This is a genomic window from Kineococcus aurantiacus, assembly GCF_013409345.1.
GTDB classification, from domain to species: domain Bacteria; phylum Actinomycetota; class Actinomycetes; order Actinomycetales; family Kineococcaceae; genus Kineococcus; species Kineococcus aurantiacus.
In genome coordinates this window covers 3,430,562-3,456,115 of sequence record NZ_JACCBB010000001.1, presented here as the reverse complement: position 1 = coordinate 3,456,115, position 25,554 = coordinate 3,430,562, and the positions used below count along the sequence as shown (strand labels likewise).

Genomic DNA, 25,554 nt, shown 5'->3' with positions numbered 1-25,554 from the left:
CCGCGGCGCCCCGCGGGGCGCGACCCTGCTCCAGGATGTCGAGAACGGCCGGCCGGCTCCGTCCCCGGGGTGCGAGAGCGACCGGCGCTCGCGCGAGCGGAGGAGACGACGATGGCCAAGTACCTGCTCCTGAAGCACTACCGCGGCGCCCCGGCGCCCGTGAACGACGTCCCGATGGACCGGTGGACGCCCGAGGAGGTGACGGCCCACCTGGCGTACATGCGCGACTTCGCGACGAAGCTGGAGGGCACCGGGGAGTTCGTCGACGGGCAGGCCCTGGCCCCCGAGGGCACGTTCGTGCGCTACGACGGCGAGGGCCGCCCGCCCGTCACCGACGGCCCGTTCGCCGAGACGAAGGACCTCGTCGCGGGCTGGATGGTGATCGACGTCGACAGCTACGAGCGGGCCGTCGAGCTCGCGGGCGAGCTGTCCGCGGCCCCGGGCGCCGGGGGGCGCCCGATCCACGAGTGGCTGGAGCTGCGGCCCTTCCTCACGGAACCCCCCACCGTCACCGAGTGATGGACGACGACCTCGTCCGGTGCCTCGTGCCGGGCGTGCTGGCCGTCCTCGTCCGCCGCGGAGCCGACTTCGCGGCGGCCGAGGACGCCGTGCAGGACGCCCTCGTGGAGGCGCTGCGGACCTGGGACCGGCAGGTCCCCCGGGACCCGCGGGGCTGGCTCGTCACGGTCGCCTGGCGGCGGTACCTGGACGCCACCCGCGCCGAGACCGCCCGCCGGCGGCGGGAGGGGCTCGTCGACGCCGAACCGGAGCCGGGGCCCGTCGCGCCCGGCGACGACAGCCTGCGGCTGCACTTCCTGTGCGCGCACCCCTCGCTGTCGCCGTCCGCGGCCGTCGCGCTGACGCTGCGCGCCGTGGGCGGCCTCACGACGCGTCAGATCGCCCAGGCGTACCTCGTCCCCGAAGCCACCGTGGCGCAACGCATCAGCCGCGCCAAGCGGGCCCTCGCGGGCGTGCGGCTCACCGAACCCGGCGACGTCGGGACGGTGCTGCGGGTCCTGTACCTGGTGTTCAACGAGGGGTACTCCGGGGACGTGGACCTGGCCGCCGAGGCCATCCGCCTGACCCGGCAGCTCGCGGCCGCCGTCGACCACCCGGAGGTCGCGGGACTGCTCGCGCTGATGCTGCTGCACCACGCCCGGCGGGCCGCCCGCACCGACGGCTCGGGCGCCCTGGTGCCGCTGGCCGAGCAGGACCGCTCGCGGTGGGACACCGCCCTGATCACCGAGGGGGTGGCGGTCCTGCAGGGCGCGCTGGCGCGGGACCGGCTGGGCGAGTTCCAGGCGCAGGCCGCCGTCGCCGCCCTGCACGCCGACGCCCCGACGGCGGCCGAGACCGACTGGGTGCAGGTCGTGGAGTGGTACGACGAGCTGCTGCGCCTGACGGGCAGCCCGGTGGTGCGCCTGAACCGGGCCGTCGCCGTGGGCGAGGCCGACGGTGGGCAGGCCGGGCTCGCGGCCCTCACGGGGGTGGACCCGGGCCTGCCGCGGTACGCGGCGGTGTCGGCGCACCTGCACGAGAGGGCGGGCCGGACCGCCGCGGCCGCGCAGCTGTACGCCGAGGCCGCCCACCGGGCGACGAGCGCGGCCGAGCGGGACCACCTCGTCAAGCAGGCGGCACGCCTGAACAGCCGCGCCCCCGCCCCACCCCGCCCGGGCACGTGACCACGAGAGTGCTTGATCACCGGAGTGCTCGATCACGGGAGGGGCGGAGCGGTGCTCAGGACCTCGACGCTCAGCACTTCCGTGATCAAGCACTTCGGTGATCAAGCACTTGTGGACAGGAGCGCTCGATCACCGCGGGGGTGGGCCGGCCGGGGTCAGGTGAGCAGGCCGTCCAGCGCGGCCAGCTGCTCCCGGCCCGCGGACCCGGCGGCCCGCTGCGCGGCCCGGGCGGCGGCGCGCCCGCTGCCGGAGCGGCACCAGGCGAACTGCTCGTCGAGGGACTGCGCGTCGAGGCCGTCGGCGGGCAGCACGCACGGCCACCCCCACGCCGCGGCCTGCGCAGCGACCTTGCCGCCGCCGGAGACGGGGTCGACGGCGAGGGCGGGGACGCCGCAGCGCAGGGCCAGCACGAGGCCGTGCAGGCGCGTGGTGACGACCACGTCGAGCCGGGAGACGACCGCGAGCACCTGCCCGGGCCGCGCCGGCAGCCGCCAGTCGCGCGGGTCCAGGCGGGTCTCCAGGTCCAGCCGGGCCACGTCCAGCGCCCCCAGCCACCCGCCCAGGACGGCGGTCACCTCCTCGTGGCGGCGGCGCGCGCCGTACTCGCCCTGCCCGTGGGTGAGGAACACCCCCACGACGTCGACGGCGTCGGCGACGGGCCGGGCCGCGAGGTCGCGCTGCGGCGCCTCCCCCGCGCGGTCGCGCGGCACGACGGCGTCGAAACCGGTGACGGCCGGGTCGGCGGGGTCGAGCACCGAGACCCCCACCGCCACCCGCCGGACGGTCGCGAACCGCGCGTGGAACTCCTGGACCGGGACCCCCGCCAGCGGCCCGCACACCCACACGGCGACGTCGAACGCGGCGGGGTCGACGTCGTCGTAGCGCGCGTCGGCGGCGGTGGCGTGGGCCAGCGACATCGCCGGGCTCCACGTGCTCACGACGTCGTGGCCGCCGCGGCGCAGGTGCTCGGCGACGGCCTGCACGGCCAGGACGTCCCCGGCCGTGGCCTCCCCGTGCAGCACGCTGGACCAGCCCACCAGCGCGACCCTCACCGCAGCACCCCCACGAACGTGATCACGCTGAGAGGCTACGGAGGAGGTCGCGGTCGTGCATGAGCTCCAGGGCCAGGGTCCGGTAGCCGACGTCCTCGAACAGCACCGTCACCCGGTCGTCCTCGTAGTGCATGACCTGCCCCGCGCCCCACTGGCCGTGCTCGACGGCCGAGCCGACGGGGAACGGCTCGACGGTGGCGGTGTGCGCCTGCGCGGTCCCGGCCCGGCAGGTGTCGCAGTTCCCGCAGGGTCGCGGCACCTCCTCCCCGAAGTACCCCAGGAGGAACTGCCGGCGGCACGCCGTCGTCTCGCACAGCGAGCGCATCATCTCCAGCCGCGACCGCTCCACCGAGCGCTGCCGCTCGGAGACCTCCACGGCCGCGGCCGCCGCGGGGGCGGGCCCCGGCGCGCCGGGCGGGACGACGAGCCGGCCCTCGGGGTCCTCGGCCAGCGCACCCACGCCGGTGAGCAGGTTCACCGCACCGGCCAGCCGGGAGGAGGTGAGGCCCAGTTCGCGGCGCAGCTCGGTCACCGGGACGGGACCGTCGTGGGCGCGGACCGCCGCGGCCGTCCGGCGCAGCGGTTCCTCCTTGGCGACGCCGGCGGAGAAGAACGTCCGCAGGCCCAGGTCCTCGGGGCGGTAGAACAGCGTGGCGACCGCGGGCCGGCCGTCGCGGGCCGCCCGCCCGATCTCCTGGTAGTAGCTGTCCGGGGAGTCGGGGACGGTGGCGTGGACGACGGCCCGCACGTCGGGTTTGTCGATGCCCATGCCGAACGCCGTGGTCGCCACGACGACGTCGAGGTGGCCGTCGACGAACCGGCGCTGCACGTCGTCGCGGTCGGTCCGCTTGCGCCCGGCGTGGTAGAAGTCCGCGCCGGGGACCTGCGCGGCGATCTCCTCGGCGTCGGCCCGGGTCGCGACGTACACGAGCACCGGTCCCCCCGCCTCGGCCACGGCCCGCAGCACCCCGGCCCGCTGGGTCCCGGCGTCGGTGCAGTGCACGACCCGCAGGTCGATCTCGGGCCGGTCGAAACCCTCCACGAGGACGAGCGGGTCGCGCATCCGCAGCCGTTCGAGCACCTCGGCCCGCACCTGCGGGCTGGCGGTGGCGGTGAGGGCGACGACGGGCGGGTCCCCGAGCCGGGCCCGGGCCCCGCCCAGCCGCAGGTAGTGGGGCCGGAAGTCGTGGCCCCAGGAGCTGACGCAGTGCGCCTCGTCGACGACGAGCAGCCGCGGGGACAGCGCCGCGAGCTCGTCGACGACCTCGTCGCGGGCCAGCTGCTCGGGGGCGAGGAAGACGAACCGGGCCGAGCCGCAGCGCAGCTGCGCGCGCGCCTCCCGCCACGCCGCGGCCGGCATCGCCGAGTTCAGCATGACCGCCCCGCCGACGTCCTCCAGGAGGGCGTCGACCTGGTCGCGCTGGAGCGCGATGAGCGGGGAGACCACGACGACCGGGCCGTCCAGCAGCAGCGCGGGCACCTGGTAGACGGCCGACTTGCCCGCGCCCGTGGGCATGACGGCCAGGACGTCGCGGCCGGCCAGGACGGCCCGCATGGCCTCCTCCTGGCCCGGCCGCAGCTCCTCGTACCCGAAGTCCTCGCGGGCGACGCCCAGCAGGTCCCTCACGGTGTGGGCATGCCCCCGTTGACGTTGAGGACCTCGCCGACGACGTAGCTGGACTCCGGGGAGGACAGGAACACGTAGGCGGGGGCCAGCTCGGCGGGCTGACCGGCCCGCCCCAGCGGCGTGGAGGTGCCGAACTCCGGCATGGCGTCGTCGGGCTGCCCGCCGGCGACCTGCAGCGGCGTCCACACCGGTCCGGGCGCGACGACGTTGACGCGGATCCCCTTGGGCGCGAGCTGCTGGGCCAGCGCCTGGGAGATGGCGATGATGGCCGACTTCGTCGTGGCGTAGTCGACGAGGTTCGGCGAGGGCTGGTAGCCCTGGATGGAGGAGGTGTTGACGATCGTCGACCCCGGCGGCAGGTGCGGGACGGCCTCCTGCACGATCCAGAACAGGGCGTGGACGTTGGTGCGCATCGTCTCGTCGAACTGCTCGGAGGTCAGGTCGGCGAGGTCCTCGACGTGCTGCTGCTTGCCGGCCACGTTGGCGATGAGGTCGATGCCGCCGAGCTCGCGGACGGTCGTCGTCACGAGGCTGCGGGCGAACCGCTCGTCGGTGAGGTCACCGGGGGCCAGGACGGCCTTGCGGCCGGCCTGCTCGACGAGCGCGGCGACCTGGCGGGCGTCCTCCTCCTCGGCGGGCAGGTAGTTCAGGACGACGTCGGCGCCCTCGCGGGCGAAGGCGATCGTCGCGGCGCGGCCGATGCCGGAGTCGGCGCCGGTCACGAGCGCCTTGCGGCCGGTGAGCCGCCCGGTGCCGCGGTAGGTGCCCTCACCGTGGTCGGGGGCGGGGGACTGCCGCGAGGCCAGGCCGGGGCCGTCCTGGGGCTGGGGGTCGAAACCGCCCTGGTGGTGGAGGGTCACGGGGTTGGTGAAGGTGAACTGGTCGGTCACCCGTTCACGGTAGGCAGCGCCCCGCCGGACCGCGCGCCCAGCCGGGGACCCCTTCGGGTGGCGGGGGACCCGCATCCGGGGTCGACTGTGCTCCACGGAGCAACCGCCGACACCTGTCACGAGGGAGAGACCATGATCAAGGCACTGCACGAAGCAGGCGTGAAGTCGGAGTGGGCCTACACCGCCGGCTTCGCCAGCATCGGCCTGTCCTTCCTGGCCTGGACGATCTCCCGGCAGACCGAGGACGCCGGCATCGACCGCGCCGACCGCTGGGGCATCTTCGTCGGCCACTGGGCGCCCACGTTCTTCGGCGTGGGCCTGGCCCTGAGCACCTACGAGAAGTGAGGTCCGCGTGAGCGAAACCCCTCAGACCCCCCAGAACGCCGAGAAGGACCCGCAGGACTGGACGACCGGGGACGAACCCGTGACGGGCCCCCAGCTCAGCTACCTGCAGACGCTGGCGCGCGAGGCCGGGCGCGAGGTCCCCGAGGGCCTGACGAAGGCGAGCGCGTCGGAACTCATCGACGAGTTGCAGCAGCAGACGGGGCGCGGCGCCTGAGCGACCTCGTCGAGATCACCCGGATCTACTACGAACCGGCGGCCGCGGAACTCCCCCGCGGTCGCCAGGTCCTGGACCGGTGGCCGGACGCGACCCTCGTGCCCGTCGAGAGCCACTGGCGCATCCCCGAGCTGCACGGGGACGAGACCAACGTGGACCGCTGGGTGCGCATCAAGCGGGAGGCCCTCGTCCTGGGCGTGAAGAAGTCGCTCACGACGAGGGTCAACGGCCGGTCGGCGGACTTCATCGCACCCTCGACCGCGAACGGTTGCGCGATGGCCTGCGCGTACTGCTACGTCCCGCGCCGCAAGGGGTACAGCAACCCCATCACGGTGTTCGCGAACATCGAGAAGATCCTGGCCCACGTGCAGCGGCACGTCGCCAAGCAGGGCGTGAAACCCGAGCCGAACCAGTGCGACCCGCGGAGCTGGGTGTACGACGTCGGGGAGAACAGCGACTGCTCGGTGGACGCGGAGGTCTCCGGCAACGTCGACGACCTCGTCGCCCTGTTCCGGGGGCTGCCCACGGCGAAGGCGTCGTTCGCCACCAAGCACGTCAACCGCCGGCTGCTGACGCTGGACCCGCAGGGGCGCACGCGCGTGCGGTTCTCCCTCATGCCGGCACGGGTCGCGAAGCTGCTGGACATCCGCACCTCCCCGGTGCCGGACCGGCTCGCGGCGATCGACGACTTCGTCGCCGCCGGGTACGAGGTCCACGTGAACCTGTCCCCCGTCGTCGTGCACGAGGGTTGGCTGCCGCTGTGGGCCGAACTGCTCGACCAGCTCGGGGACGCCACGAGCGCGGCGACGAAGGCGCAGCTGCAGGCCGAGGTCATCTTCCTCACCCACGAGGAGAACCTGCACCGGGTGAACCTCGGCTGGCACCCCAAGGCCGAGGACCTGCTGTGGCGGCCGGCGATGCAGGAGACGAAGCGCTCGCAGTCCGGTGGGCTGAACGTGCGGTACCGCAGCGGCGACAAGGCGCGCTACGTGCAGCAGCTGCTGGAGCTCATCGCCGAGCGGGCCCCGTACCTGGACGTGCGCTACGCGTTCTGAAGCGTCAGGACGGCCGTCATGAACGCCAGGTGGCTCAGCGCCTGGGGCAGGTTCCCCCAGAACGAGCCGTCGGCCGGGTCCACCATCTCCGTCCACACCCCCACGTCGTTGGCCAGGGCCAGGGTGCGTTCGAGCAGGTCGACACCCTCGTCGCCCCGCCCCACGGCGCCGAGGGCGTTCGCCGCCCAGAACGAGCACGCCAGGAACGCCTTCTCCTCCTCGGCCGCACCGGAGTACCGGAACAGCAGCGGACCGTCGGACAGCTCGGCGAGGATCGCGTCGATCGTCGAGGACATGCGCTCCCCGGAGTCGAACCCCGAGGCGGCGTGCAGCAGCACCGACGCGTCGAGCTGGTCGGTGCCGGGGTACCAGACGTAGGCCTGCCGCTCCGGCGACCAGCAGTGCTCGTCGATCCAGGTGCGGATGCGGTCCGCCTCGCGGCGCCAGCGGTCCAGCTGCCCGGGGATGTGACCGCCCTCGGCCAGCTGCACCGCGCACTCCAGCGCCTGCCAGCAGGCCATCTTCGAACTCGTGTAGTGCCGGCGTTCCGGCAGTTCCCACATGCCCGCGTCGCGCTGGCGCCACAGGTCGCACGTGCGGTCGGCGACCCCGGCCAGGAACCGGGCCGTCTCGATGTCCAGGACGTTGCCGTCGAGGACGTACTGGTGGACGAGGTCGAAGATGTCGCCGTAGACCCCGAGCTGCAGCTGCTCGGCGGCGGCGTTGCCGGAGACCACCGGCCCGATCCCCCGCCACCCGGGGACGTCGTGGTGCACGAGCCCGTCCGGCTGGTGGCCGTTCAGCCGCGACAGCACGGGCAGGTCCGGCTGCTGACGGCGCGCGACGCGCAGCAGCCACGAGACGTGGGCGTGGACGCCCTCGAACTCCCCCAGCTGGATCAGGCAGTGCAGGCTGTAGGTGGCGTCACGCAGCCACGCCATCCGGTAGTCCCAGTTCTTGCCCCCCGCCGCGCTCTCCGGCAGGGACGTCGTCGCCGCGGCCGCGACCGCCCCCGACGGCTCGTGGGCGAGCAGCTTCAGGACCAGGGCGCTGCGCAGCGTCTGCTCCCGCCAGCGACCCTCGTACGTGAACTGCTCGCTCCAGTCCCGCCAGTGCTGCACCGTGTGCTCGAGGTTGCGCCGGATCCAGCGCGTCTTCGGCATCCGCAGCGGTTCCCCCTGGCTCGACAGCAGCGCGAGCAGGTGCTCGGAGCCGGGCGCGGTGCGGAAGCGCCCCGAGACCTCGCGGTCCTCGAACGAGGTGTCCCCCACGTCGACGGTCCGCACGGCCATCGTGATCGCGTCGACCCGCAGCACGGCCCCGTTGCCGGTGTCCTCGGCCCACGAGGAGAAGGCGTTCAGCCCCGACCCGGGGGACACGCACCAGGCCATCTCGACCTCCCCGTCGAGCCCCTCGACCAGTCGGCACAGCTCCCCCCACGGCAGCCGCCCCGTCGCGCCCAGGTTCATGGAGTCGGTGACCCGCACCCGCCCGGTCGGGGTGGTGTAGAGGCTCTGCAGCACGTTCGTGCCCTCGACGTAGGCCCGGTCCACCGTCCACGGCCCGACCGGCGCCAGCGAGAGGTGCCCGCCGTCCTCGCCGTCGAGCAGCCGCGCGAACACGGGCAGGGAGTCCAGGTCCGGCAGCGGCAGCCAGTCGATGCCGCCGTCGTCGGCGACCAGGGCCACGGTCCGGCCGTCGCCGATGGCGGCGTAGGAGCGCAGGTCGGCGTAGCCGTCGGCGTCGCGGGGACGGGGGTGGGGCACCGGCTCACCTCACCAGCGCCCAGGGGGGTTCGCCAGCCGGGACCGTGGGTAACCCCGTGGGCATGAGCAGCGAGGACGTCGAGCACGACGACGCGAAGGACGCGAAGGACGTGGAGGCGCGTTTCCACGAGGCCGTGAACATGACGCCGAAGGAGCTGGAGGACTGGCTGGGGACGGAGGAGTCGCAGTCCGTCGGCGTGGGTGAGGGCGAGTCGGTGGGGCACCGCTCGGGCCGGCGCATCGTGGAGATCCTGCGGGAGAAGAAGGCCGACCGCAGCGAGGACGACCACGAGCACATGCGCAAGGTCGCCGGGTACGTCTCGCGGCACCTGGCGCAGCGCCCCGACGGGGACGTCACCGGCACCCGGTGGCGGTACTCGCTCATGAACTGGGGTCACGACCCCCTGAAGTGAGCCGTGAGGTGAACGTCCGGTGAAACCCGTCACAGGTGGGTTGAGACGGCACGGGTGGGGTAAGACGAGGGCATGAGCACTGTGACCGAGAGCATCGACGTCAACGTCCCCGTCCACACCGCCTACAACCAGTGGACCCAGTTCGAGACGTTCCCGGAGTTCATGGGCGGCGTGGAGTCCATCACGCAGACCGACGCCACCCACACGCACTGGAAGACGAAGATCGCCGGCGTGGAGCGCGAGTTCGACGCCGAGATCACCGAGCAGCACCCCGACGAGCGCGTCGCGTGGAAGAGCGTCGACGGCAAGTCGCACGCCGGGGTCGTGACGTTCCACCGCCTCTCCGACGACGAGACCCGCGTCACGGTCCAGCTGGACTGGGACACCGACGGGCTCGTGGAGAAGGTCGGGGCCGCCATCGGTGCCGACGACCGGCAGATCAAGAAGGACCTGGACCGGTTCAAGTCGTTCATCGAGTCCCGCGGCACCGAGACGGGCGCCTGGCGCGGGGACGTCACCCCGCCCAAGTGAGGCGGACCCACCTCCGGTGACTTCGACGGGCGGGGGTCACGGTGATCTGGCACCGTGACCCCCGCGAGCCGTGCTTCGACGCGGCCCGGCCGGAGCACGGCGCTCGAGCAGCGGGCGTCCCCACCCCTGGGACGAGAGGTCACCACGCATGCGCATCCTCGGGATCAACGCGGTCTTCCACGACACCGCGGCCGCCCTCGTCGTCGACGGGCGGATCGTCTTCGCCGCCGAGGAGGAACGCTTCAGCCGGCGCAAGCACGGCAAGCGGCCCGTCCCCTACGCCACGTGGGAGCTGCCCGACCTCGCGATCAAGCACGCGCTGGCGGCGGCCGGGCTGACGCCCGCCGACCTCGACCTCGTGGGCTACTCCTACGACCCCCGGCTGGTCCTGCCCAGCTCCGAGCTGGACCTGGGCGACCCCGACGACGCGATCCGCACCCGCTACGCCGAGCGGGCCCCCGAGGCCATCGCCACCGCCCTGCCCGGGCTGGACCCCGCGAAGGTGCGGTTCGTCCCCCACCACGTCGCGCACGCCGCGTCCGCGGCCCTGGCCTCCCCCGAGGCCGCCCGCGAGGGCGGCTGCAGCGTCCTGACGGTCGACGGCCGCGGTGAGCGGATCTCCTCCCTGGCCGGCCGGTACCGCGGCGGTGCGCTGGAGGTCCTGCACGAGACGGGCCTGCCGCAGTCGCTGGGCTTCGTCTACGAGGACCTGACCCGCCACCTGGGCTTCACGCACTCCTCCGACGAGTACAAGGTCATGGCGCTGGCCTCCTACGGCAAGCCGCGCTTCGCCGACGAGATCGCCGAGTTCGTGCACGCCACCGGCGACGGCGGGTTCGTCGCGAAGGTCCCCGACTTCTCCCGCTGGGCCCCGCCGCTGGCCGACGGGGAGTCCTGGGACCCGCGCCAGGACACCGGGCAGGCCGACCTGGCCGCCAGCGTCCAGGAGGTCCTGGAGCGCACCCTCGTCGACGTCGCCACGTGGCTGCACGGGCGGACCGGCGACAAGGTCCTCGCGATGGCCGGTGGCACCGCGCTGAACTGCGTCGCGAACTCCCGCATCTGGCGCGAGACGCCGTTCGAGCAGGTGTACGTCCAGCCCGCGGCCGGGGACTCCGGCACCGCGCTGGGCGCCGCGCTCCAGCTGTCCGCCGACGCCGGCGAACTCGTCGCGCCCATGACCTCGGCGGCCCTGGGCCGCTCCTGGACCGACGAAGAACTGGCGCAGTGGCTGACCACGGCGCGGCTGAACTTCACCACCCCCGACGACCTCGCCGGTGAGGTCGCCGACGTCCTGGCGAACGACGGCGTCGTGGCCTGGTTCGACGGCCGCGCCGAGTTCGGCCCCCGCGCCCTGGGCCACCGCTCCCTCATGGCCCACCCGGGGAAGAAGGAGAACCTCGAGCGCCTCAACGACGTCAAGGGCCGCGAGCAATTCCGCCCCGTGGCGCCCATGGTGCTCGCCGAGCGGGCCGAGGAGATCTTCTCCGGGGGCCCGATCCCCAGCCCCTACATGCTCTTCGTGCACGACGTGGCCGACGAGTGGCGCGAGCGCATCCCGGCCGTCGTGCACGTCGACGGCACCGCGCGGATCCAGACCATCCACGAGGACCGCACCCCGCACGTCGCCGCGCTGCTGCGGGCGTTCGAGAAGCGCACCGGGCTGCCCGTCGTGGTGAACACCAGCCTCAACACCGCGGGCCGGCCCATGGTCGACGACCCGCGCGACGCCATGGAACTGTTCGGCTCCGCCCCCGTCGACGTCCTCGTGCTCGGGCCGCACCTGGTGCGCCGCAACGAGTTCACGAAGCCGTGACGGGTTTCTCCGTCGTCATCCCCACGGTCGGCCGACCCAGCCTGGACGTCCTGCTGGGAACCCTCGCGGCGCAGGACGGCCCGCGGCCCGACCTCGTGGTGGTCGTCGACGACCGCCCGGGCCGCGACACCGGCGAGGACCCGTGCGAACGGGCTTGCGCCACCGCCCGCGCGGCCGGCCTGGACGTGCGGCTGGTGCGCTCGGGCGGGCGGGGACCGGCCGCGGCCCGCAACGCCGGGTGGCGCCGGGTCCGCTCGGAGTGGGTCGCGTTCGTCGACGACGACGTGGAACTGCCGGCGTCGTGGGCCCGGGAACTGGCCGACGACCTGGCCGCCGCCGCGCCGGGGGTCGGTGCCGTGCAGGGCCGCATCCACGTGCCGCTGCCGGCCGACCGGCGCCCCACCGACTGGGAACGCGGCACCGCCGGGCTCGCCGACGCGCAGTGGATCACCGCCGACATGGCGTACCGCCGCACCGCCCTGGAGCAGGTCGCCGGTTTCGACGAGCGGTTCCCCCGCGCCTTCCGGGAGGACGCCGACCTCGCCCTGCGCGTCGTGGCCGCCGGGTGGCGCATCGAGCGCGGGGAGCACCTCGCCGTGCACCCCGTCCGCCCGGCCGCGGACCTGGCCAGCCTGAAGCAGCAGCGCGGCAACGCCGACGACGTCCTCATGACGGCCCTGCACGGCCGGGACTGGCGGCAGCGGGCGGCCTCGGCCGTGGGCCGCCTGCCCGGGCACGTCGCCACGACCGCCGCGGCCGCGCTGGCCGCGGGTTCCCTGCTGACCGGCCGCCGCCGGGTCGCGGCCGCCGCGGGCCTGGCCTGGCTGGGCCTGACCGCGGAGTTCGCCTGGCGCCGCATCGCCCCCGGCCCCCGCGACGGCGCCGAGGTGCGCCGGATGCTCGTGACGAGCGCGGCGATCCCGCCCGCCGCGGTGTACCACCGGCTGCGCGGCGAGCTCGCCGTCCGGCGCACCCCGCCGCCCGCGTGGCCGCCGCCGGTCGCGGCCGTCCTGTTCGACCGCGACGGCACGCTCGTGCACGACGTCCCCTACAACGGCGACCCCGACCTGGTGAAACCCGTCGACGGGGCCCGCGAGCTGCTGGACGGCCTGCGCGCCAGGGGCTTGCGGATCGGCCTGGTCACCAACCAGTCCGGGGTGGCGCGTGGGCTGCTGACCCGCGCGCAGGTCGACGCCGTCAACGCCCGCGTCGCCGAGCTGCTCGGCCCCTTCGACACCGTCCAGGTGTCCGTGGACGGCCCGGACGCGCCGTCGCGGACCCGCAAGCCCGAACCCGGGATGGTCCTGGACGCCGCCCGCGCCCTCGGCGTGCTGCCCGCGCAGTGCCTCGTCGTCGGCGACATCGGCGCCGACGTCGAGGCGGCCCTGTCCGCCGGGGCGCGCGCCGTGCTCGTCCCGACCGACGTGACCCGGGCCGAGGAGGTCGAGGCGGCGCCGGTCGTGGTGGGCTCGTTGGGCGAGGTGGTCGTCCCGTGAGGATCCTCGCCTGCCGCCTGGACAACGACGGGGACGTGCTCCTGACCGGACCGGCCGTCCGCGCCCTCGCGGCGTCGGGGACCGTCGACCTCCTGGCCTCCCCGGCCGGGCGCGCCGCGGCCCGGTTGCTGCCCGGCGTGGAGGACGTCCTGGTCTTCGACCCGCCGTGGTCGGGGTTCTCCCCCGCCGCGGTGGACCCCGCGGCGGTGGGGCGGCTCGTGGCGCAGGTCCACGACGGCGGCTACGACGAGGCCGTGGTCTTCACGTCCTTCCACCAGAGCCCGCTGCCGCTGGCGCTGCTGCTGCGGATGGCGGGGGTGCCGCGCACCGCGGCGGCCAGCGAGGACTACCCCGGGTCCCTCCTCGACGTCCGGTTCCGCCGCGAGGAGGGACCCGAGCGGCACGAGGTCGAGGCCGCGCTGGCCCTGGCGCGCGCCGCGGGGCACGACCTGCCCCTCGGTGACGACGGCCGGTTGCGGCTGCGGGACCTGCCGCCGCCCGGCGTGGACCTGCCCGCGCGGTACGTCGTGGTGCACCCGGGGGCCTCCGTCCCGGCCCGCGCGCCCTCGCCGGCGCAGGCCGCCGACGTCGTGGAGGCGTTGCGGCGCAGCGGCCGCGACGTCGTGGTCACCGGTTCCCCCCGGGAGCGGGACCTGACGGCCGCGGTCGCCGGCGCCCCCGACCCCGGCGTCCTGGACCTGGGCGGGCGCACCGACCTGGCCGGGCTGGCCGCGGTCCTGGCCGGGGCCGACGCGGTCGTCGTCGGCAACACCGGTCCCGCGCACCTGGCCGCCGCGGTCGGCACCGCCGTCGTCTCGCTGTTCTCCCCCGTCGTCCCGGCGTCCCGCTGGGCGCCGCACGGCGTCCCGCACGTGCTGCTCGGCGACCAGGAGGCGCCGTGCGCGGGTTCCCGGGCCCGCGACTGCCCCGTCCCGGGGCACCCCTGCCTGACGTCCGTGGCGGCCGACCGCGTGGTCGCCGCCGTGGACGCCCTGACCCCCGAGCTCCTGGAGGCCACCCCGTGAGGATCCTCGTCTGGCACGTCCATGGTTCCTGGGCGACGGCGTTCGTCCAGGGCGAGCACACCTACCTGCTGCCCGTCGTCCCGGACCGCGGCCCCGACGGCCGCGGCCGGGCCCGCACGTGGGACTGGCCCGCGAACGCCCAGGAGGTCCCCAGCACCGCGCTGCGCGACACCGCGTTCGACGTGGTGGTGCTGCAGCGCCCCGAGGAGCTGGCCCTGGTGGAGGAGTGGACCGGGCGCCGCCCGGGCCGCGACGTCCCGGCCCTGTACGTCGAGCACGACGCGCCGCGGCAGGGCGCCGTCGACAGCGTCCACCCGCTGGGGGACCAGACGGAGATCCCGCTGGTGCACGTCACGCAGTTCAACCGGACGTACTGGGACAACGGCCGCGCCCGCACGCGCGTCCTGGACCACGGCGTCCTGGACCCCGGGTACCGGTACACCGGGGACTCCGAGTCGCTGGCCGTCGTCGTCAACGAACCCGTGCGCCGGCACCGGGTGGCGGGGACCGACCTGGTGCTGGGCCTGGCCGAGGAACTGCCCGTCGCCGTGTACGGCATGGGCGTGGAGTCGTTGCCGGGCAAGAACCTCAGCCTGTACGAGGACCTGCCGCAGGCCCGCATGCACGAGCTGCTGGCGGCCCACCGCGCGTACTTCCACCCCTACCGGTGGACGAGCCTGGGGTTGTCCCTCATCGAGGCGATGATGCTGGGGATGCCGGTCCTGGGGCTGCCCGCGACGGCGGCGCCCGAGGCGGTCCCGGCCGCCGCGGGGGTCCTGTCCAGCGACCCGGACGTGCTGCTGGCCACGGCCCGCCGCTGGCTGGCCGACCCCGCCGAGGCGCGGGAGCGCGGCCTGGCCGCGCGCGAGCACGCCCTGACGAGGTTCGGCATCGGCCGGTTCCTCGCCGACGTCGACGAACTGCTGGAGGAGGTGGTCGGCTGATGCGCATCGCCATGGTGAGCGAGCACGCGAGCCCCCTGGCCGTGCTCGGCGGGGTCGACGCGGGTGGCCAGAACGTCCACGTCGCGGCCCTGGCCGGGGCCCTGGCCGACCGGGGCCACGACGTCGTGGTGCACACGCGCCGCGACGACCCCGACCTGCCCGAGCGGGTCTGGCTGCGTCCGGGGGTGGAGGTCGTGCACGTCGACGCGGGCCCCGCGGCGCCGGTGCCCAAGGACGACCTGCCGCCGCACATGCCGCGGTTCTCGGAGGTCCTGCGGCAGAGCTGGCAGCGGGAGCGACCCGACGTCGTGCACGCGCACTTCTGGATGTCCGGCACCGCGGCGCTGCCCGCGGCCCGGGCCCTGCGCATCCCCGTCGTGCAGACGTTCCACGCCCTGGGCAGCGTCAAGCGCCGCTACCAGGGCGCCGAGGACACCTCCCCGCCGCAGCGTCTGGACGCCGAGCGCGCCCTGGCCCGCGACGTCGACCTCGTCATCGCCACCTGCCGCGACGAGGTGGCCGAGCTGCGCGCGGCGGGTGCCCCGCCGCGCCGGGTGCAGGTCGTGCCGTGCGGGGTGGAGGCCGCCCGGTTCACCGGCGCCACCGGTCCCGACCGCGCCGACGACGTGGTGGGCCCGCGCCGCCCCGGGTGCCGCACCCGGCTGCTGAGCGTGGGCCGCCTGGTGCCGCGCAAGGGGTTCGAGGCGGCCGTGCGGGCGATGGAGTTCCTGCCCGACGCCGAGCTCGTCATCGCCGGGGGCCCGGCCGCGCACGACCTGGACGGCGACCACGAGGCCGTCCGGCTGCAGAAGGTCGCCGTGGAGCTGGGCATCGCCGACCGGGTCCGGCTGGTGGGGCGGGTCTCCCCCGACGACCTGCCCGCGCTGCTGGCCAGCGCCGACGTCCTGCTGGCCACCCCCTGGTACGAGCCGTTCGGCATCGCCGTCCTGGAGGCCATGGCCGCGGGGCTGCCGGTCGTGGCGACGGCCGTCGGCGGGATGCTCGACACCGTCCGCGACCAGCGCACGGGGCGGCTGGTGCCGGTCGACGCCCGGGGCCGGGTCGACCCCGAGGACCTCGCCGACGCCGTCGCCGGCGTCCTGGACGACCCGCGGGTCGCGCACGCCATGGGCGCCGCGGGACGGCGGGCGGCCCGCGAGCGCTACGACTGGGCGCGGGTGGCGGCGGCGACGGAGTCGGCGTACCAGCTCCTGCTGGACGACGGCCCGGTCGTCCCCACGACGCGCGAGTACGTCCGCGGTCACGTCGGGGAACTGGCCGGGGTGCTGAAGGCGCTGGAGGCCGAGACCGACCGCATCGACCGCTGGGGCCGCGAGCTGGTCGGCGTCGTCGACCACGGCGGGCGGCTGCTGGTGGCCGGCAACGGCGGCAGCGCGGCGGAGGCGCAGCACCTGACGGCCGAGCTCGTGGGCCGGTTCGTGGGCGAGCGCCGGCCGCTGTCGGCGATCGCGCTGCACGCCGAGACGTCGGCGGTGACGGCCATCGCCAACGACTACGGCGTGGAGGAGGTGTTCGCCCGCCAGGTCGAGGCGCACGGCCGCCCCGGCGACGTGCTGCTGCTGGTCTCCACGAGCGGGCGCAGCCCGAACCTGCTGCGCGCGGCCGAGCGGGCCCGCGAGCTGGGGCTGACGGTGTGGGCGCTGACGTCGTCGGCGCACAACCCGCTGCGGGCGCTGGCCGACGACACCCTGGGCTTCCCCGGGCCCAGCACGTCCGCGGTCCAGGAGGGGCACCTCATGGCGGTGCACGCCCTGTGCGTGGCGGTCGAGGCGCACCTGCCCGCGCGGCGCACGGTGGACCTGACGGCCGTGGAGCGCGAGGTGCTGGCGTGAAGCGCGTCGTGGTGGTCGGGGACGCGCTGCTGGACCGGGAGGTCGTGGGGTCCTCCTCGCGGCTGGCCCCGGACGCGCCCGTGCCCGTGGTCGACGTCGAGGGGGTCCGCGAGTCCCCCGGCGGGGCGGCGCTGACGGCGCTGCTGGCGGCCCTGGACCCGTCGGTGACGGTCGCGCTGGTGGCGCCGCTGGCCGACGACGCCGCGGGCCGGCGGCTGCGGGACCTGCTGCCGGGCATCGAGGTGCACGCCCTGCCGCACGAGGGCCCGACCCGCACGAAGTCGCGCGTGCGCACCAACGGCCACGTCCTGGCCCGCCTCGACGAGGGCGGGCCGGGGACCCCGGGGGGTTTCGACCCCGGGGTGCTGGACGGGGTGCTGGACGGCGCCGACGTGGTGCTGGTCTCGGACTACGGCGCGGGCACGACGCGGGACCCGCGGGTCCGGGCGGCCCTGGCCGCGGTGGCCGGGCGGGTGCCGGTCGTGTGGGACCCGCACCCGCGCGGGGGCGCCCCGGTGCCGGGGACGGCGCTGGTGACGCCGAACCTCGCCGAGGCCCGCGCGGCCCTGGGCGGCGCGAACGGGGGCGCGGACGGGGGCGGAGACCCCGGGGTCACGGCGACGCGGTTGCGCGAGCGGTGGGACGTGCGGTCGGTGTGCGTCACCGCGGGGGCCGACGGGGCGTACTGCGCCTCCGGCGGGGAGGTGCTGCACCTGCCGGCCGTCCCGGCCGCGGGCGACCCGTGCGGGGCCGGTGACCGGTTCGCGGCGACGTGCGCCGTGGAGGTGGCGCGGGGTTCCTCGCTGTCGCAGGCGCTGGACCGGGCGGTGCGGGACGCCTCGGCGTGGGTCGCGGGGGGCGGCACCACCGGGTTCTTCGCCGACTCCCCCGTCCCGGCCCCCCCGGCCCCCGCGGCCCGGACGGGCGCGGCCCGGGCGGGTGGGGAGTCGGCGGCCGGGGTCGTGGCCCGCGTCCGCGCGGCCGGCGGCACGGTCGTGGCGACCGGCGGGTGCTTCGACGTCCTGCACGCCGGGCACGTCGGCTGCCTGGAGGCGGCCCGCGGGCTCGGCGACGCGCTGGTGGTGCTCCTGAACTCCGACGCCTCGGTGCGCCGGCTCAAGGGCCCGGACCGTCCCGTCGTGGAGCAGGGCGACCGCGAGCGCGTGCTGCGGGCCCTGGCCAGCGTCGACGCCGTCGTGGTGTTCGAGGAGGACGACCCGCAGGCGGCGCTGGCGGACCTGCGGCCCGACGTGTGGGTCAAGGGCGGTGACTACGCCGAGCTGCCCGAGGGCGACCTCGTGCGCAGCTGGGGCGGGGGCGTGGTGCTCCTGCCGTACCTGGACGGCCGGTCCACGACGGGCATCCTCGGACGGATCGGGTGACCTTCGCGCTCGACCGGTCCGACCTGCTCGTCCTGCGGTCCCTGGGCCTGGGCGACCTGCTCGCCGGGGTCCCGGCGCTGCGGGGCCTGCGCCGGGCGTTCCCCGGCCACCGGCTGGTCCTCGCCTGCCCCGCCGGGATCGGGGGGTTCCTGCGGGCCCGGGGCGTCGTCGACGAGGTGCTGGTGACGCGCGACCTGGACCCCCTGGACGCCGCCGGGTCCGGGCACCTCGCGGTGGACCTGCACGGCAGGGGCCCCGAGAGCCGGCGGGTGCTGGCCGCCACCGGCCCCGCCCGGCTCCTGGGGTTCGGCACGGACGGTTTCGAGGGTCCCGAGTGGGTCCGCCACGAGCACGAGGTGGACCGCTGGTGCCGTCTGGTGGCGGCGTGGGGCGCGCGGTGCGGACCCGAGGACCTGCGGCTGCGCGACCGCACCGCGGTCCCCGACGGTCCCGTCGTGGTGCACCCGGGGGCGGCGTTCCCGGCCCGGCGCTGGCCCGTGGACCGCTGGCGCGAGGTGGTCGCCCACCTCGTCGGGCAGGGCCTGGACGTCGTCGTCACCGGCACCGCCGACGAGCGGGACCTGGGGGCGGCGCTGGCCGCCGCCGGGGCGCGGGACCGCTGCGGGGCCTCCACCCTCGACGAGCTGGCCAGTCTGGTGGCCTCGGCGCGGCTGATGCTGTCCGGGGACACCGGCACGGCCCACCTGGCCACGGCGTTCGCCACCCCCTCGGTCGTGCTGTTCGGCCCCACGCCCCCCGCGTGGTGGGGGCCGGCGATCGACGCCGACCGGCACACCGTGCTGTGGCACGGCGACCCCGGCGCGCGGGACTACGTCGGCGACCCGCACGGGACCGGGGTCGACCCGACGCTGGCGCGCACCACCGTCGAGGAGGTGATCTGCGCGGCGGCGCACCTGCTGGCACGATGAGGCGGTGACGTCCTCCGGTACCTCGGGGTTCCCCCTGCCCCTGGACGCCGTCGAGTCGGCGCCGCCGACGGCCGCCGTGGCGGTGTTCGCCGACCGGCTCGCGCAGGAGTTCGGCGCCCGGCGGGTGAGCTTCCTCATCACCGACTTCGTCGGCAAGAACCTCATCCGGATCAGCGGCGGGACGGGCGAGCAGGTGCCCCTGGCCGACGGCGACCTGCCCTACGCCAGCACCCTCGTGCGGCAGGAGCCGCGCGTCGTCGAGCACCGCTCCGGCGTGCACGTCCTGGTGCCGGTGACGGCGCGCGGGGACGCCATGGGGCTGCTGGAACTCACCCTGCCCAGCGCCCCCGGCGAGGACGCGCTGGACCGCCTCGTGGACGCCGCGCGCGCCCTGGCCTACGTCGTCACCACCGAGCGCCGGCACACCGACCTGTACGAGTGGGGCCAGCGGACCCGGCCCGTGTCGCTGGCCGGGGAGATCCAGCGCCGGCTGCTCCCCGACGCGTTCACCTGCGAGGCGGGGCAGTTCACGCTCGCGGGCTGGCTGGAACCGGCCAGCACCGTCGGCGGCGACACCTTCGACTACGCCCTGGACGAGGACCGGCTGTTCGTCTCGATGACCGACGCCATGGGCCACGACGTGGACGCGGCGCTGCTGGCCACCCTGACCGTGGGCAGCCTGCGCAACAGCCGGCGCGCCGGTGACGACGTCGCCGCGATGGCCGCCGCGGCCTCCGGGGCGATCGCCGAGCACCGCAGCGGCCTGGGTTTCGTCACAGGCCTGCTGCTGGACGTCCGCCTCGCCGACGGGAGCGTGCAGGCCGTCGACGCGGGCCACCCGCTGCCGCTGCTCGTCCGGGACGAGCGGGTGGAGAAGGTGCACCTGAAACCCGACCTGCCGCTGGGGGTGCTGCCCGACGAGCGGTACGCCGTCCAGGGTTTCCAGCTCGAACCCGGGGACCGGTTGCTGCTGCTCACCGACGGGATGCTGGAACGCAACGCCCGCGACGTGGACCTGCCGGGCCTGCTGCGCGAGCACCGGGACGAGCACCCCCGGCAGCTCATCCAGATCCTCAGCGCGGCCGTGGCCGAGGCCGCCGAACGGCACCCCGGCGGGGCGTCGGCGGCCGACGACGCCACGGTCCTGTGCCTGGACTGGCACGGGAGCGACGCCACCGGCCGGTGATCTGTTGAGGGGACCGGGTCCCGGATGTACGGTGCCGAGAGGTTGTGCAGCCAGCCTCCGTGACCGGCTCCGCGTCACGTCGTCCCTCGCGGCAGAGAGGCACCCGGTGCGACGACCCACCCTCGACGAGACCCCGCTCGCCGTGCTGCCCCGCACCACCGGCTGGCCGACCATCCAGGAACCGCCGCTGCGCCTGCGGGTGGACCCCGAACCGGACGACAGCGGCCGCCGGCGGATCCGGCTGCACGGGGAGTTCGACGCCGGTTCGGTCGACCTGGTCTGCGCCGCGGTCGACCACGTCCTGCGCTCGGGCCGGGACGTCGTCGTCGACCTCGGCGCGGTGGAGTTCTGCGACGCCTCCGCCGCGCGGGCCCTGCTGGCCTGCGCGCACCAGGCGGCTGCCGCGCGCCGCACGGTCGCGGTGGCGAACCCGCGCCCGTTCCAGCGCCGGCTCCTGACGATGCTGCGCGTGGACGAGGTGGTGACGATCGAGGGTCCCTGAGGGGACCCTCGGCCGTCACCGGCCCGCGGTCCGCCGGGGCCCACCGGCGCTGGCCGTCCCGGCCGCCTACCCGGCGGCCTCCAGCGAGCCGGCCGCGCAGACCCCGCGCCGGTGACCGTCGACGGGCAGCACGGCGTCCAGCCCCACCAGCGCGAACACGCGCCGGTGGAAGTCCCCGACGTGCACCAGCTCGAGCCGCGCGCCGACGTCCCGGGCGTCGTGCGCGCAGGCGAAGAGCGCGTTGCACGCCGGGACGTCGCAGAAGGTCACGTGCCCCAGGTCGAGCACGACCTCCCGGCCCGGGTGCAGCAGGTGGCCGACGGTGGTGCGGACGAGGTCGGCGGACCCGGCCTCGAACTCACCGTCCAGCAGGACGGTGCGCCGGGAAGGGGTGGACAGGACCCGCACCCGCAGGGCGGGGCCCGGGATCTCGGTGCTCATCGTGGTGGTCGTCACGGGACGCCCCCTTCGTGTGGCCGACGCCCGGCCGGGGCGTCGTCGCCGAGGCTGGCTGTGCAACCTGGTCCCACGCTAGCCACGTCGGCGGCCGATGGGAAGCGCCTCCCGCGGGCAGCGGGCCGGGGCCGGTGGGAGCCCGGGACACTAGGGTGACGGACGTGCCCCCCACCTCACCGCACGGCCCCACCCGCGACGTCGTCCTCGTCGGGGCGAGCGCCGGTGGGGTCGAGGCCCTGCGGACCCTCGTGGCGGGCCTGCCGGTGGACCTGCCGGCCACCGTCCTGGTCGTCCTGCACGTGCCGCCCACGGGGGCCAACGCGCTCGCCGCCATCCTGGACCGCTCCGGCCCGCTGCCGGCCCGCCCCGCGCGGGACGGGGAACCGCTGCGGCACGGCGAGGTCCTCGTCGCGGTCCCCGACCACCACCTGCTGCTGCGCGACGGCCACGTCGTGCTGGGCGCCGGACCGCGGGAGAACGGCCACCGGCCGGCCGTGGACGCGATGTTCCGGTCCGCGGCGCGCGCCGTCGGGCCGCGCGCCATCGGCGTCGTGCTGTCCGGCACGCTCGACGACGGGGCGGCCGGGCTGGTCGCCCTGCGCGCCCAGGGCGGCCTGGGCGTCGTGCAGGACCCCGCCGACGCCCTCTACGACGGCATGCCCCGCGCAGCCCTGGAGACCGCCGCCCCCGAGCACGTCGTCCCGCTCGCCGGGCTGGCCGGGCTGCTGGTGCGCCTGGTCGGGCAGCCGGCGCCGCAGCAGCCCGAGGTGCCCGAACCGCTCGAGGAGGAGGTGGCCGTGGCCGAGTTCGACCTGACACCGCTGGAGTCCGACGACCACCCCGGCACGCCGTCGGGGTACTCCTGCCCCGACTGCTCGGGGGTCCTGTGGCGCATCGAGGACCACGGTGCGCTGCGGTTCCGCTGCCGGGTCGGGCACGCCTGGAGCCCGGAGAGCCTGCACGAGCAGCAGACGTCCGAACTGGACAGCGCGCTGTGGATCGCGTTGCGCAGCCTGGAGGAACGCGCCGCGCTGTCGCGCGAGATGGGCCAGCGCGCGGCCGAGCACGGTCACCGGCTGACCGCCAGCCGGTTCCTGGAACGGGCCACCGAGACGAGCGAGGCGGCGCGCGCCATCCGGGGCCTGCTGACCTCCCGCGCGGTGCGCACCGCGGTGGGCACCGACGAGCGCACCGGCGAGCGCACCGAAGAGCGCACCGACGAGAAGGACGGCTGAGGACGTGAGCGAGCACGACGGCGACCCGCCGCGCGGGACCCCCGAGCAGTTCGAGGCGCTGCTGCAGCACCTCAAGGGGGCCCGGGGTTTCGACTTCACGGGGTACAAGCGCGCGAGCCTGCTGCGCCGCGTCCACCGCCGCATGGACGACGTGGGCGTGCCGGGGTACGAGGAGTACCGCGACCTCCTGGAGGTCGACGCCGACGAGTTCGGGGCCCTGTTCAACACGATCCTCATCAACGTCACCTCGTTCTTCCGCGACGCCGAGGCCTGGGACCGGCTGCGCTCGGACCTGTTGCCGCAGTTGCTGTCCCAGCGCCCGACGGGCCCCCTGCGCGCCTGGAGCGCGGGGTGCGCCTCGGGGCAGGAGGCCTACACCGTCGCGATCTGCCTGGCCGAGCTGCTGGGCCCCGAGGAGTTCCGCGAGCGGGTCAAGATCTACGCGACCGACGCCGACGAGGAGGCCCTCACCCACGCGCGCACGGCCACCTACAGCGAGCGGGAGGTCAAGAGCCTGCCGCCGGACCTGCTCGCGAGGTACTTCGAGCCCAACGGCAGCCGGTTCACCTTCCGCCAGGACCTGCGCCGGTCGGTGATCTTCGGACGGGCCGACCTCGTCCAGGACGCGCCCATCTCCCACGTGGACCTGCTGACCTGCCGCAACACCCTGATGTACCTGACGGCCGAGACGCAGGCCCGCATCGCCGAGCGGTTGCACTACTCGCTGCGCCCCGACGGGCTGCTGTTCCTCGGCAAGGCCGAGATGCTGCTCAGCCAGGCGGCGCTGTTCACCCCCGTCGACCTCAAGAACCGGTTCTTCCGCCGGGTCGGGGGGAGCCGGACCCAGGGCCGGGTCTCCCCCGTCCTGACCCCCAGCGTGTTCCCGCCCGGGACCGACGACGCGGTGACGCTGCGCGCCGAGGCGCTGGCCGCGAGCCCGGTCGCGCAGATCGTGCTGGGCGCCGACGGCGAGGTCGTGCTGTCCAACCACCGCGCCGAGGCGCTGTTCGGGCTGACGGCCGCCGACACCGGCCGCCCGTTCCAGGACCTGGAGGTCAGCTACCGCCCCGTGGAACTGCGCTCGGCCGTCGAGCAGGCCCACACCCAGCGCCGCACGGTGTGGATCCGGGACGTGGAGTTCCACCGGACGCGCGGGGAGCGGCAGTGGTTCGACGTGCAGGTCGTCCCGCTGCGCACCCCGCAGGGGCAGACGCTCGGCACGACCGTGGTGTTCATCGACGTCAGCCGGTCCCGGCAGCTGCAGGACGAGCTGGAGGACGCCCACCGGCAGCTGGAGACGGCCTACGAGGAGCTGCAGTCGACCAACGAGGAGCTGGAGACCACCAACGAGGAGCTGCAGTCGACGGTCGAAGAGCTGGAGACCACCAACGAGGAGCTGCACTCGACCAACGAGGAGCTCGAGACGATGAACGAGGAGCTGCAGTCGATGAACGACGAGCTGCAGACCTCCAACCACGAGCTGCGGCTGCGCACCGACGAGGTCAGCGCCCTCAACGGCTACATGGAGGGCGTCTTCGCGAGCCTGCGCGTGGGGGTCGCGGTGGTGGACCCCGACATGCGCGTCACCGTGTGGAACGCCTGGGCGGCGGACCTGTGGGGGGTGCGGGCCGACGAGGCCGCCGGCCAGCACCTGCTCAACCTCGACATCGGCCTGCCGCTGCACGAGGTCGGGCCCGCCGTGCGGGCCGTGCTCGCCGGGGAGCAGCTCCCCGGGACCGACGCCACGTTCGAGCTGGCGGCCGTGAACCGCCGGGGCCGGTCCATCCGCGTGCAGGTCACGGTGAGCTCGCTGGCCGGGACCCCCGGCCGCTCGGGGGCCCTGGTCGTCATGGATCAGCTCGACGAGCGCTGACGCTCCTGCCGCAACCGGTGCCAGGCCTCGGCCAGGAGGGGCTGCAGGTCGTGCCGGGACGGGTCGGCGACCGCGAGCGCGGCGATGTCGCGCAGCTTGACGTTGCGGTCCATGGAGACGCGGCTGAGGGTGGCGAAGGCGTCCTCGACGGTGCAGCCCAGCCACCCGGCGATGAGGCCCTTGGCCTGCTCGATGGTGGCGCGGGAACTCATGGCGATCTTGAGGTTCTCGGCCGTCGAGCGCAGCTCCTCCACGCGCAGGACGTCCTGCAGCACGGCCGCGGCGGCGTGGGCGAACACCAGGGCCCGGTCGAGCTGGGTGTCGGAGTCGAGGGTGCCCTCCTCCTGGCCGTAGACGGTCAGCACCCCGCGGACGGTGTCCTGCGCGCGGATCGGCACGGCGAGGGCGCCGCGGGCGGGCAGGGTCCCGGCGAGGGCCGCCAGGGCGGGCCAGCGCGGGTCCTCCTCCAACCGGGGGGCGACGACGGGGGTGCCGTCGGCGTAGGCGGTGAGCGCCGGGCCCTGCCCGGTGCGCCACTGGGCGCCGTCCATCCGCTGGGCCTGCTCGGAGTCGGCGGCGAGCTCGTCGGGGTCGGCGGGGTCGCCGAGCACGACGCTGCACCAGGACCCCCCGGGGACGGCGCCGGTGGCGAGGGTCGAGATGCGGGTCAGCAGGTCGTGCACCGTGGTGTCCCCGACGCTGAGCGCCGTGAGCCCGGCGAGGGCCTTCAGGGCGGCGTCGTCGGCCGGCGGTCCGTCCACGAACACCCAGGACAAGCTCGCCCGGCCGTCCGGGCGACGGCCGCCGGCGGTCAGCACCACGCGGGCCGCGCGGGTGGGCGCGTGGCGCGGCACCAGGGTCACGGTGCCGGTGGCCGACCCGGTGCTCGCGGCGCGGGAGACCAGGCCGCGGACGGCCCCGCGGGCCTCGGGGGCGACGAAGGCCTGCACGGGTTTGCGCACCAGCCGGGCCAGGGGGACCCCGAGCAGGGTCGCCGCGGCGAGGTTGGCCTCGACGACACCGCCCACCGGGTCGGTGACCAGGACGGGCACGGGGACGCTGTGCGTGAGGGCGCTGACCGTGCGGCGCGCGTCGGACTCGCGGGCGACGAGGTCGTCGATCTCGCGCTGCTGGGCGGCCAGCTCGTCGTCGGCGACGGCGAGCTCGTGGGTGACGACGCTGAGCTGGAGGGTTAGCGGGTCGTCTACGGGGAGCGTAGTGCGCTCAACGGACATCGCAGGGCCCCTCGCAGATCGTGGTGGCACCGTGAGTTCGATGGTGA

At 75.4% G+C, this 25,554-nt stretch carries 24 protein-coding genes and 1 pseudogene; 19 read left to right on the top strand and 6 right to left on the bottom strand.

Annotation, left to right across the window (positions count from 1 at the left end; translation table 11 throughout):
* Nucleotides 1-111 precede the first annotated feature (111 nt).
* Nucleotides 112-519 (top strand): YciI family protein, encoded by a 408-nt coding sequence (locus tag BJ968_RS16690; protein WP_179753739.1) that lies wholly within the window; start codon nucleotides 112-114, stop codon nucleotides 517-519.
* Nucleotides 519-1,682 (top strand): RNA polymerase sigma factor, encoded by a 1,164-nt coding sequence (locus tag BJ968_RS16685; RefSeq protein ID WP_179753723.1) that lies wholly within the window; start codon nucleotides 519-521, stop codon nucleotides 1,680-1,682. Before BJ968_RS16690 ends, BJ968_RS16685 begins: the two co-directional genes overlap by 1 nt.
* Nucleotides 1,683-1,837: 155 nt before the next feature.
* Here BJ968_RS16685 and BJ968_RS16680 read toward each other — a convergent pair whose 3' ends face one another.
* The 3 genes from BJ968_RS16680 to BJ968_RS16670 are packed head-to-tail and all read right to left on the bottom strand — an operon-like array spanning nucleotide 1,838 to nucleotide 5,251.
* Entirely contained in the window at nucleotides 1,838-2,734 is an 897-nt protein-coding gene (locus tag BJ968_RS16680) for a polysaccharide pyruvyl transferase family protein (protein WP_218885121.1), read from the bottom strand.
* A 22-nt stretch (nucleotides 2,735-2,756) separates the two neighbouring features.
* Entirely contained in the window at nucleotides 2,757-4,361 is a 1,605-nt protein-coding gene (locus tag BJ968_RS16675) for a RecQ family ATP-dependent DNA helicase (RefSeq protein ID WP_179753721.1), read from the bottom strand.
* Nucleotides 4,358-5,251, bottom strand: coding sequence for an SDR family oxidoreductase (locus BJ968_RS16670; protein WP_343078079.1), 894 nt, complete (start codon nucleotides 5,249-5,251; stop codon nucleotides 4,358-4,360). Before BJ968_RS16670 ends, BJ968_RS16675 begins: the two co-directional genes overlap by 4 nt.
* Nucleotides 5,252-5,383: 132 nt before the next feature.
* Here BJ968_RS16670 and BJ968_RS16665 point away from each other — a divergent pair, with 132 nt between their 5' ends.
* The 3 genes from BJ968_RS16665 to BJ968_RS16655 are packed head-to-tail and all read left to right on the top strand — an operon-like array spanning nucleotide 5,384 to nucleotide 6,865.
* The gene (locus tag BJ968_RS16665) at nucleotides 5,384-5,596 is read left to right on the top strand and encodes a hypothetical protein (protein WP_179753717.1); all 213 of its coding nucleotides are present in this window, start codon (nucleotides 5,384-5,386) and stop codon (nucleotides 5,594-5,596) included.
* Nucleotides 5,597-5,603: 7 nt separating this feature from the next.
* Nucleotides 5,604-5,810 carry a DUF3072 domain-containing protein gene (locus BJ968_RS16660; protein ID WP_179753715.1) on the top strand — a complete coding sequence of 69 codons (207 nt, stop codon included), beginning with the start codon at nucleotides 5,604-5,606 and terminating at the stop codon, nucleotides 5,808-5,810.
* Nucleotides 5,807-6,865, top strand: coding sequence for a spore photoproduct lyase family protein (locus BJ968_RS16655; RefSeq protein WP_179756865.1), 1,059 nt, complete (start codon nucleotides 5,807-5,809; stop codon nucleotides 6,863-6,865). Before BJ968_RS16660 ends, BJ968_RS16655 begins: the two co-directional genes overlap by 4 nt.
* Here BJ968_RS16655 and BJ968_RS16650 read toward each other — a convergent pair.
* Nucleotides 6,853-8,631 (bottom strand): glycoside hydrolase family 15 protein, encoded by a 1,779-nt coding sequence (locus BJ968_RS16650; RefSeq protein ID WP_179753713.1) that lies wholly within the window; start codon nucleotides 8,629-8,631, stop codon nucleotides 6,853-6,855. The two genes, BJ968_RS16655 and BJ968_RS16650, sit on opposite strands and share 13 nt — an antisense overlap.
* Nucleotides 8,632-8,693: 62 nt before the next feature.
* Between BJ968_RS16650 and BJ968_RS16645 the strand changes: the two genes are divergently transcribed.
* The 12 genes and pseudogenes from BJ968_RS16645 (at nucleotide 8,694) to BJ968_RS16595 (ending at nucleotide 20,708) form a co-directional block, all read left to right on the top strand.
* Nucleotides 8,694-9,044 (top strand): DUF3140 domain-containing protein, encoded by a 351-nt coding sequence (locus tag BJ968_RS16645; protein ID WP_179753711.1) that lies wholly within the window; start codon nucleotides 8,694-8,696, stop codon nucleotides 9,042-9,044.
* A 72-nt stretch (nucleotides 9,045-9,116) separates the two neighbouring features.
* Nucleotides 9,117-9,575 (top strand): SRPBCC family protein, encoded by a 459-nt coding sequence (locus tag BJ968_RS16640; RefSeq protein ID WP_179753709.1) that lies wholly within the window; start codon nucleotides 9,117-9,119, stop codon nucleotides 9,573-9,575.
* Between the two features lie 148 nt (nucleotides 9,576-9,723).
* On the top strand, nucleotides 9,724-11,391 hold the full coding sequence (locus BJ968_RS16635) for a carbamoyltransferase family protein (RefSeq protein WP_179753707.1): 1,668 nt from the start codon (nucleotides 9,724-9,726) through the stop codon (nucleotides 11,389-11,391).
* Nucleotides 11,388-12,887, top strand: a complete 1,500-nt coding sequence (locus BJ968_RS26835) for an HAD-IIIA family hydrolase (protein WP_179753705.1) — start codon at nucleotides 11,388-11,390, stop codon at nucleotides 12,885-12,887. The genes BJ968_RS16635 and BJ968_RS26835 overlap by 4 nt, the downstream gene beginning before the upstream one ends.
* Entirely contained in the window at nucleotides 12,884-13,912 is a 1,029-nt protein-coding gene (locus BJ968_RS16625; RefSeq protein ID WP_179753703.1) for a glycosyltransferase family 9 protein, read from the top strand. The genes BJ968_RS26835 and BJ968_RS16625 overlap by 4 nt, the downstream gene beginning before the upstream one ends.
* Nucleotides 13,909-14,856 carry a glycosyltransferase gene (locus BJ968_RS26830; protein WP_179753701.1) on the top strand — a complete coding sequence of 316 codons (948 nt, stop codon included), beginning with the start codon at nucleotides 13,909-13,911 and terminating at the stop codon, nucleotides 14,854-14,856. Before BJ968_RS16625 ends, BJ968_RS26830 begins: the two co-directional genes overlap by 4 nt.
* Nucleotides 14,856-16,070, top strand: a pseudogene (locus tag BJ968_RS16615) (glycosyltransferase); the annotation flags it as partial. The gene BJ968_RS26830 and the pseudogene BJ968_RS16615, both read left to right, overlap by 1 nt.
* 69 nt (nucleotides 16,071-16,139) lie before the next feature.
* Nucleotides 16,140-16,709, top strand: coding sequence for a D-sedoheptulose-7-phosphate isomerase (locus tag BJ968_RS27170; RefSeq protein WP_425491580.1), 570 nt, complete (start codon nucleotides 16,140-16,142; stop codon nucleotides 16,707-16,709).
* Nucleotides 16,706-18,091, top strand: coding sequence for a PfkB family carbohydrate kinase (locus tag BJ968_RS16610; RefSeq protein WP_179753697.1), 1,386 nt, complete (start codon nucleotides 16,706-16,708; stop codon nucleotides 18,089-18,091). The genes BJ968_RS27170 and BJ968_RS16610 overlap by 4 nt, the downstream gene beginning before the upstream one ends.
* On the top strand, nucleotides 18,088-19,020 hold the full coding sequence (locus BJ968_RS26825) for a glycosyltransferase family 9 protein (RefSeq protein WP_179753695.1): 933 nt from the start codon (nucleotides 18,088-18,090) through the stop codon (nucleotides 19,018-19,020). Before BJ968_RS16610 ends, BJ968_RS26825 begins: the two co-directional genes overlap by 4 nt.
* 4 nt (nucleotides 19,021-19,024) lie before the next feature.
* Nucleotides 19,025-20,206 carry a SpoIIE family protein phosphatase gene (locus BJ968_RS25865; RefSeq protein WP_218885120.1) on the top strand — a complete coding sequence of 394 codons (1,182 nt, stop codon included), beginning with the start codon at nucleotides 19,025-19,027 and terminating at the stop codon, nucleotides 20,204-20,206.
* A gap of 106 nt (nucleotides 20,207-20,312) precedes the next feature.
* Nucleotides 20,313-20,708 (top strand): STAS domain-containing protein, encoded by a 396-nt coding sequence (locus BJ968_RS16595; protein WP_179753693.1) that lies wholly within the window; start codon nucleotides 20,313-20,315, stop codon nucleotides 20,706-20,708.
* A 66-nt stretch (nucleotides 20,709-20,774) separates the two neighbouring features.
* Here the strand turns inward: BJ968_RS16595 and BJ968_RS16590 are convergent, their stop codons facing one another.
* Entirely contained in the window at nucleotides 20,775-21,164 is a 390-nt protein-coding gene (locus BJ968_RS16590) for an STAS domain-containing protein (RefSeq protein WP_179753691.1), read from the bottom strand.
* Nucleotides 21,165-21,325: 161 nt separating this feature from the next.
* Here BJ968_RS16590 and BJ968_RS16585 point away from each other — a divergent pair, with 161 nt between their 5' ends.
* Nucleotides 21,326-22,399: a chemotaxis protein CheB gene (locus tag BJ968_RS16585; RefSeq protein ID WP_179753689.1), complete on the top strand. Its 1,074-nt coding sequence runs from the start codon at nucleotides 21,326-21,328 to the stop codon at nucleotides 22,397-22,399.
* Between the two features lie 4 nt (nucleotides 22,400-22,403).
* Nucleotides 22,404-24,272, top strand: a complete 1,869-nt coding sequence (locus BJ968_RS16580) for a CheR family methyltransferase (protein WP_179753687.1) — start codon at nucleotides 22,404-22,406, stop codon at nucleotides 24,270-24,272.
* Here the strand turns inward: BJ968_RS16580 and BJ968_RS16575 are convergent.
* The gene (locus BJ968_RS16575) at nucleotides 24,254-25,507 is read right to left on the bottom strand and encodes an ANTAR domain-containing protein (RefSeq protein WP_179753685.1); all 1,254 of its coding nucleotides are present in this window, start codon (nucleotides 25,505-25,507) and stop codon (nucleotides 24,254-24,256) included. The two genes, BJ968_RS16580 and BJ968_RS16575, sit on opposite strands and share 19 nt — an antisense overlap.
* Nucleotides 25,508-25,554: the final 47 nt, after the last annotated feature.

What these genes read in the sequence shown, in the direction of transcription:
- BJ968_RS16645 (WP_179753711.1), top strand. Translation starts at nt 8,694, where the DNA reads ATGAGCAGCGAGGACGTCGAGCACGACGACGCGAAGGACGCGAAGGAC.
- BJ968_RS16690 (WP_179753739.1), top strand. Translation starts at nt 112, where the DNA reads ATGGCCAAGTACCTGCTCCTGAAGCACTACCGCGGCGCCCCGGCGCCC.
- BJ968_RS16640 (WP_179753709.1), top strand. Translation starts at nt 9,117, where the DNA reads ATGAGCACTGTGACCGAGAGCATCGACGTCAACGTCCCCGTCCACACC.
- BJ968_RS16685 (WP_179753723.1), top strand. Translation starts at nt 519, where the DNA reads ATGGACGACGACCTCGTCCGGTGCCTCGTGCCGGGCGTGCTGGCCGTC.
- BJ968_RS16635 (WP_179753707.1), top strand. Translation starts at nt 9,724, where the DNA reads ATGCGCATCCTCGGGATCAACGCGGTCTTCCACGACACCGCGGCCGCC.
- BJ968_RS16665 (WP_179753717.1), top strand. Translation starts at nt 5,384, where the DNA reads ATGATCAAGGCACTGCACGAAGCAGGCGTGAAGTCGGAGTGGGCCTAC.
- BJ968_RS16575 (WP_179753685.1), bottom strand. Translation starts at nt 25,507, where the DNA reads ATGTCCGTTGAGCGCACTACGCTCCCCGTAGACGACCCGCTAACCCTC.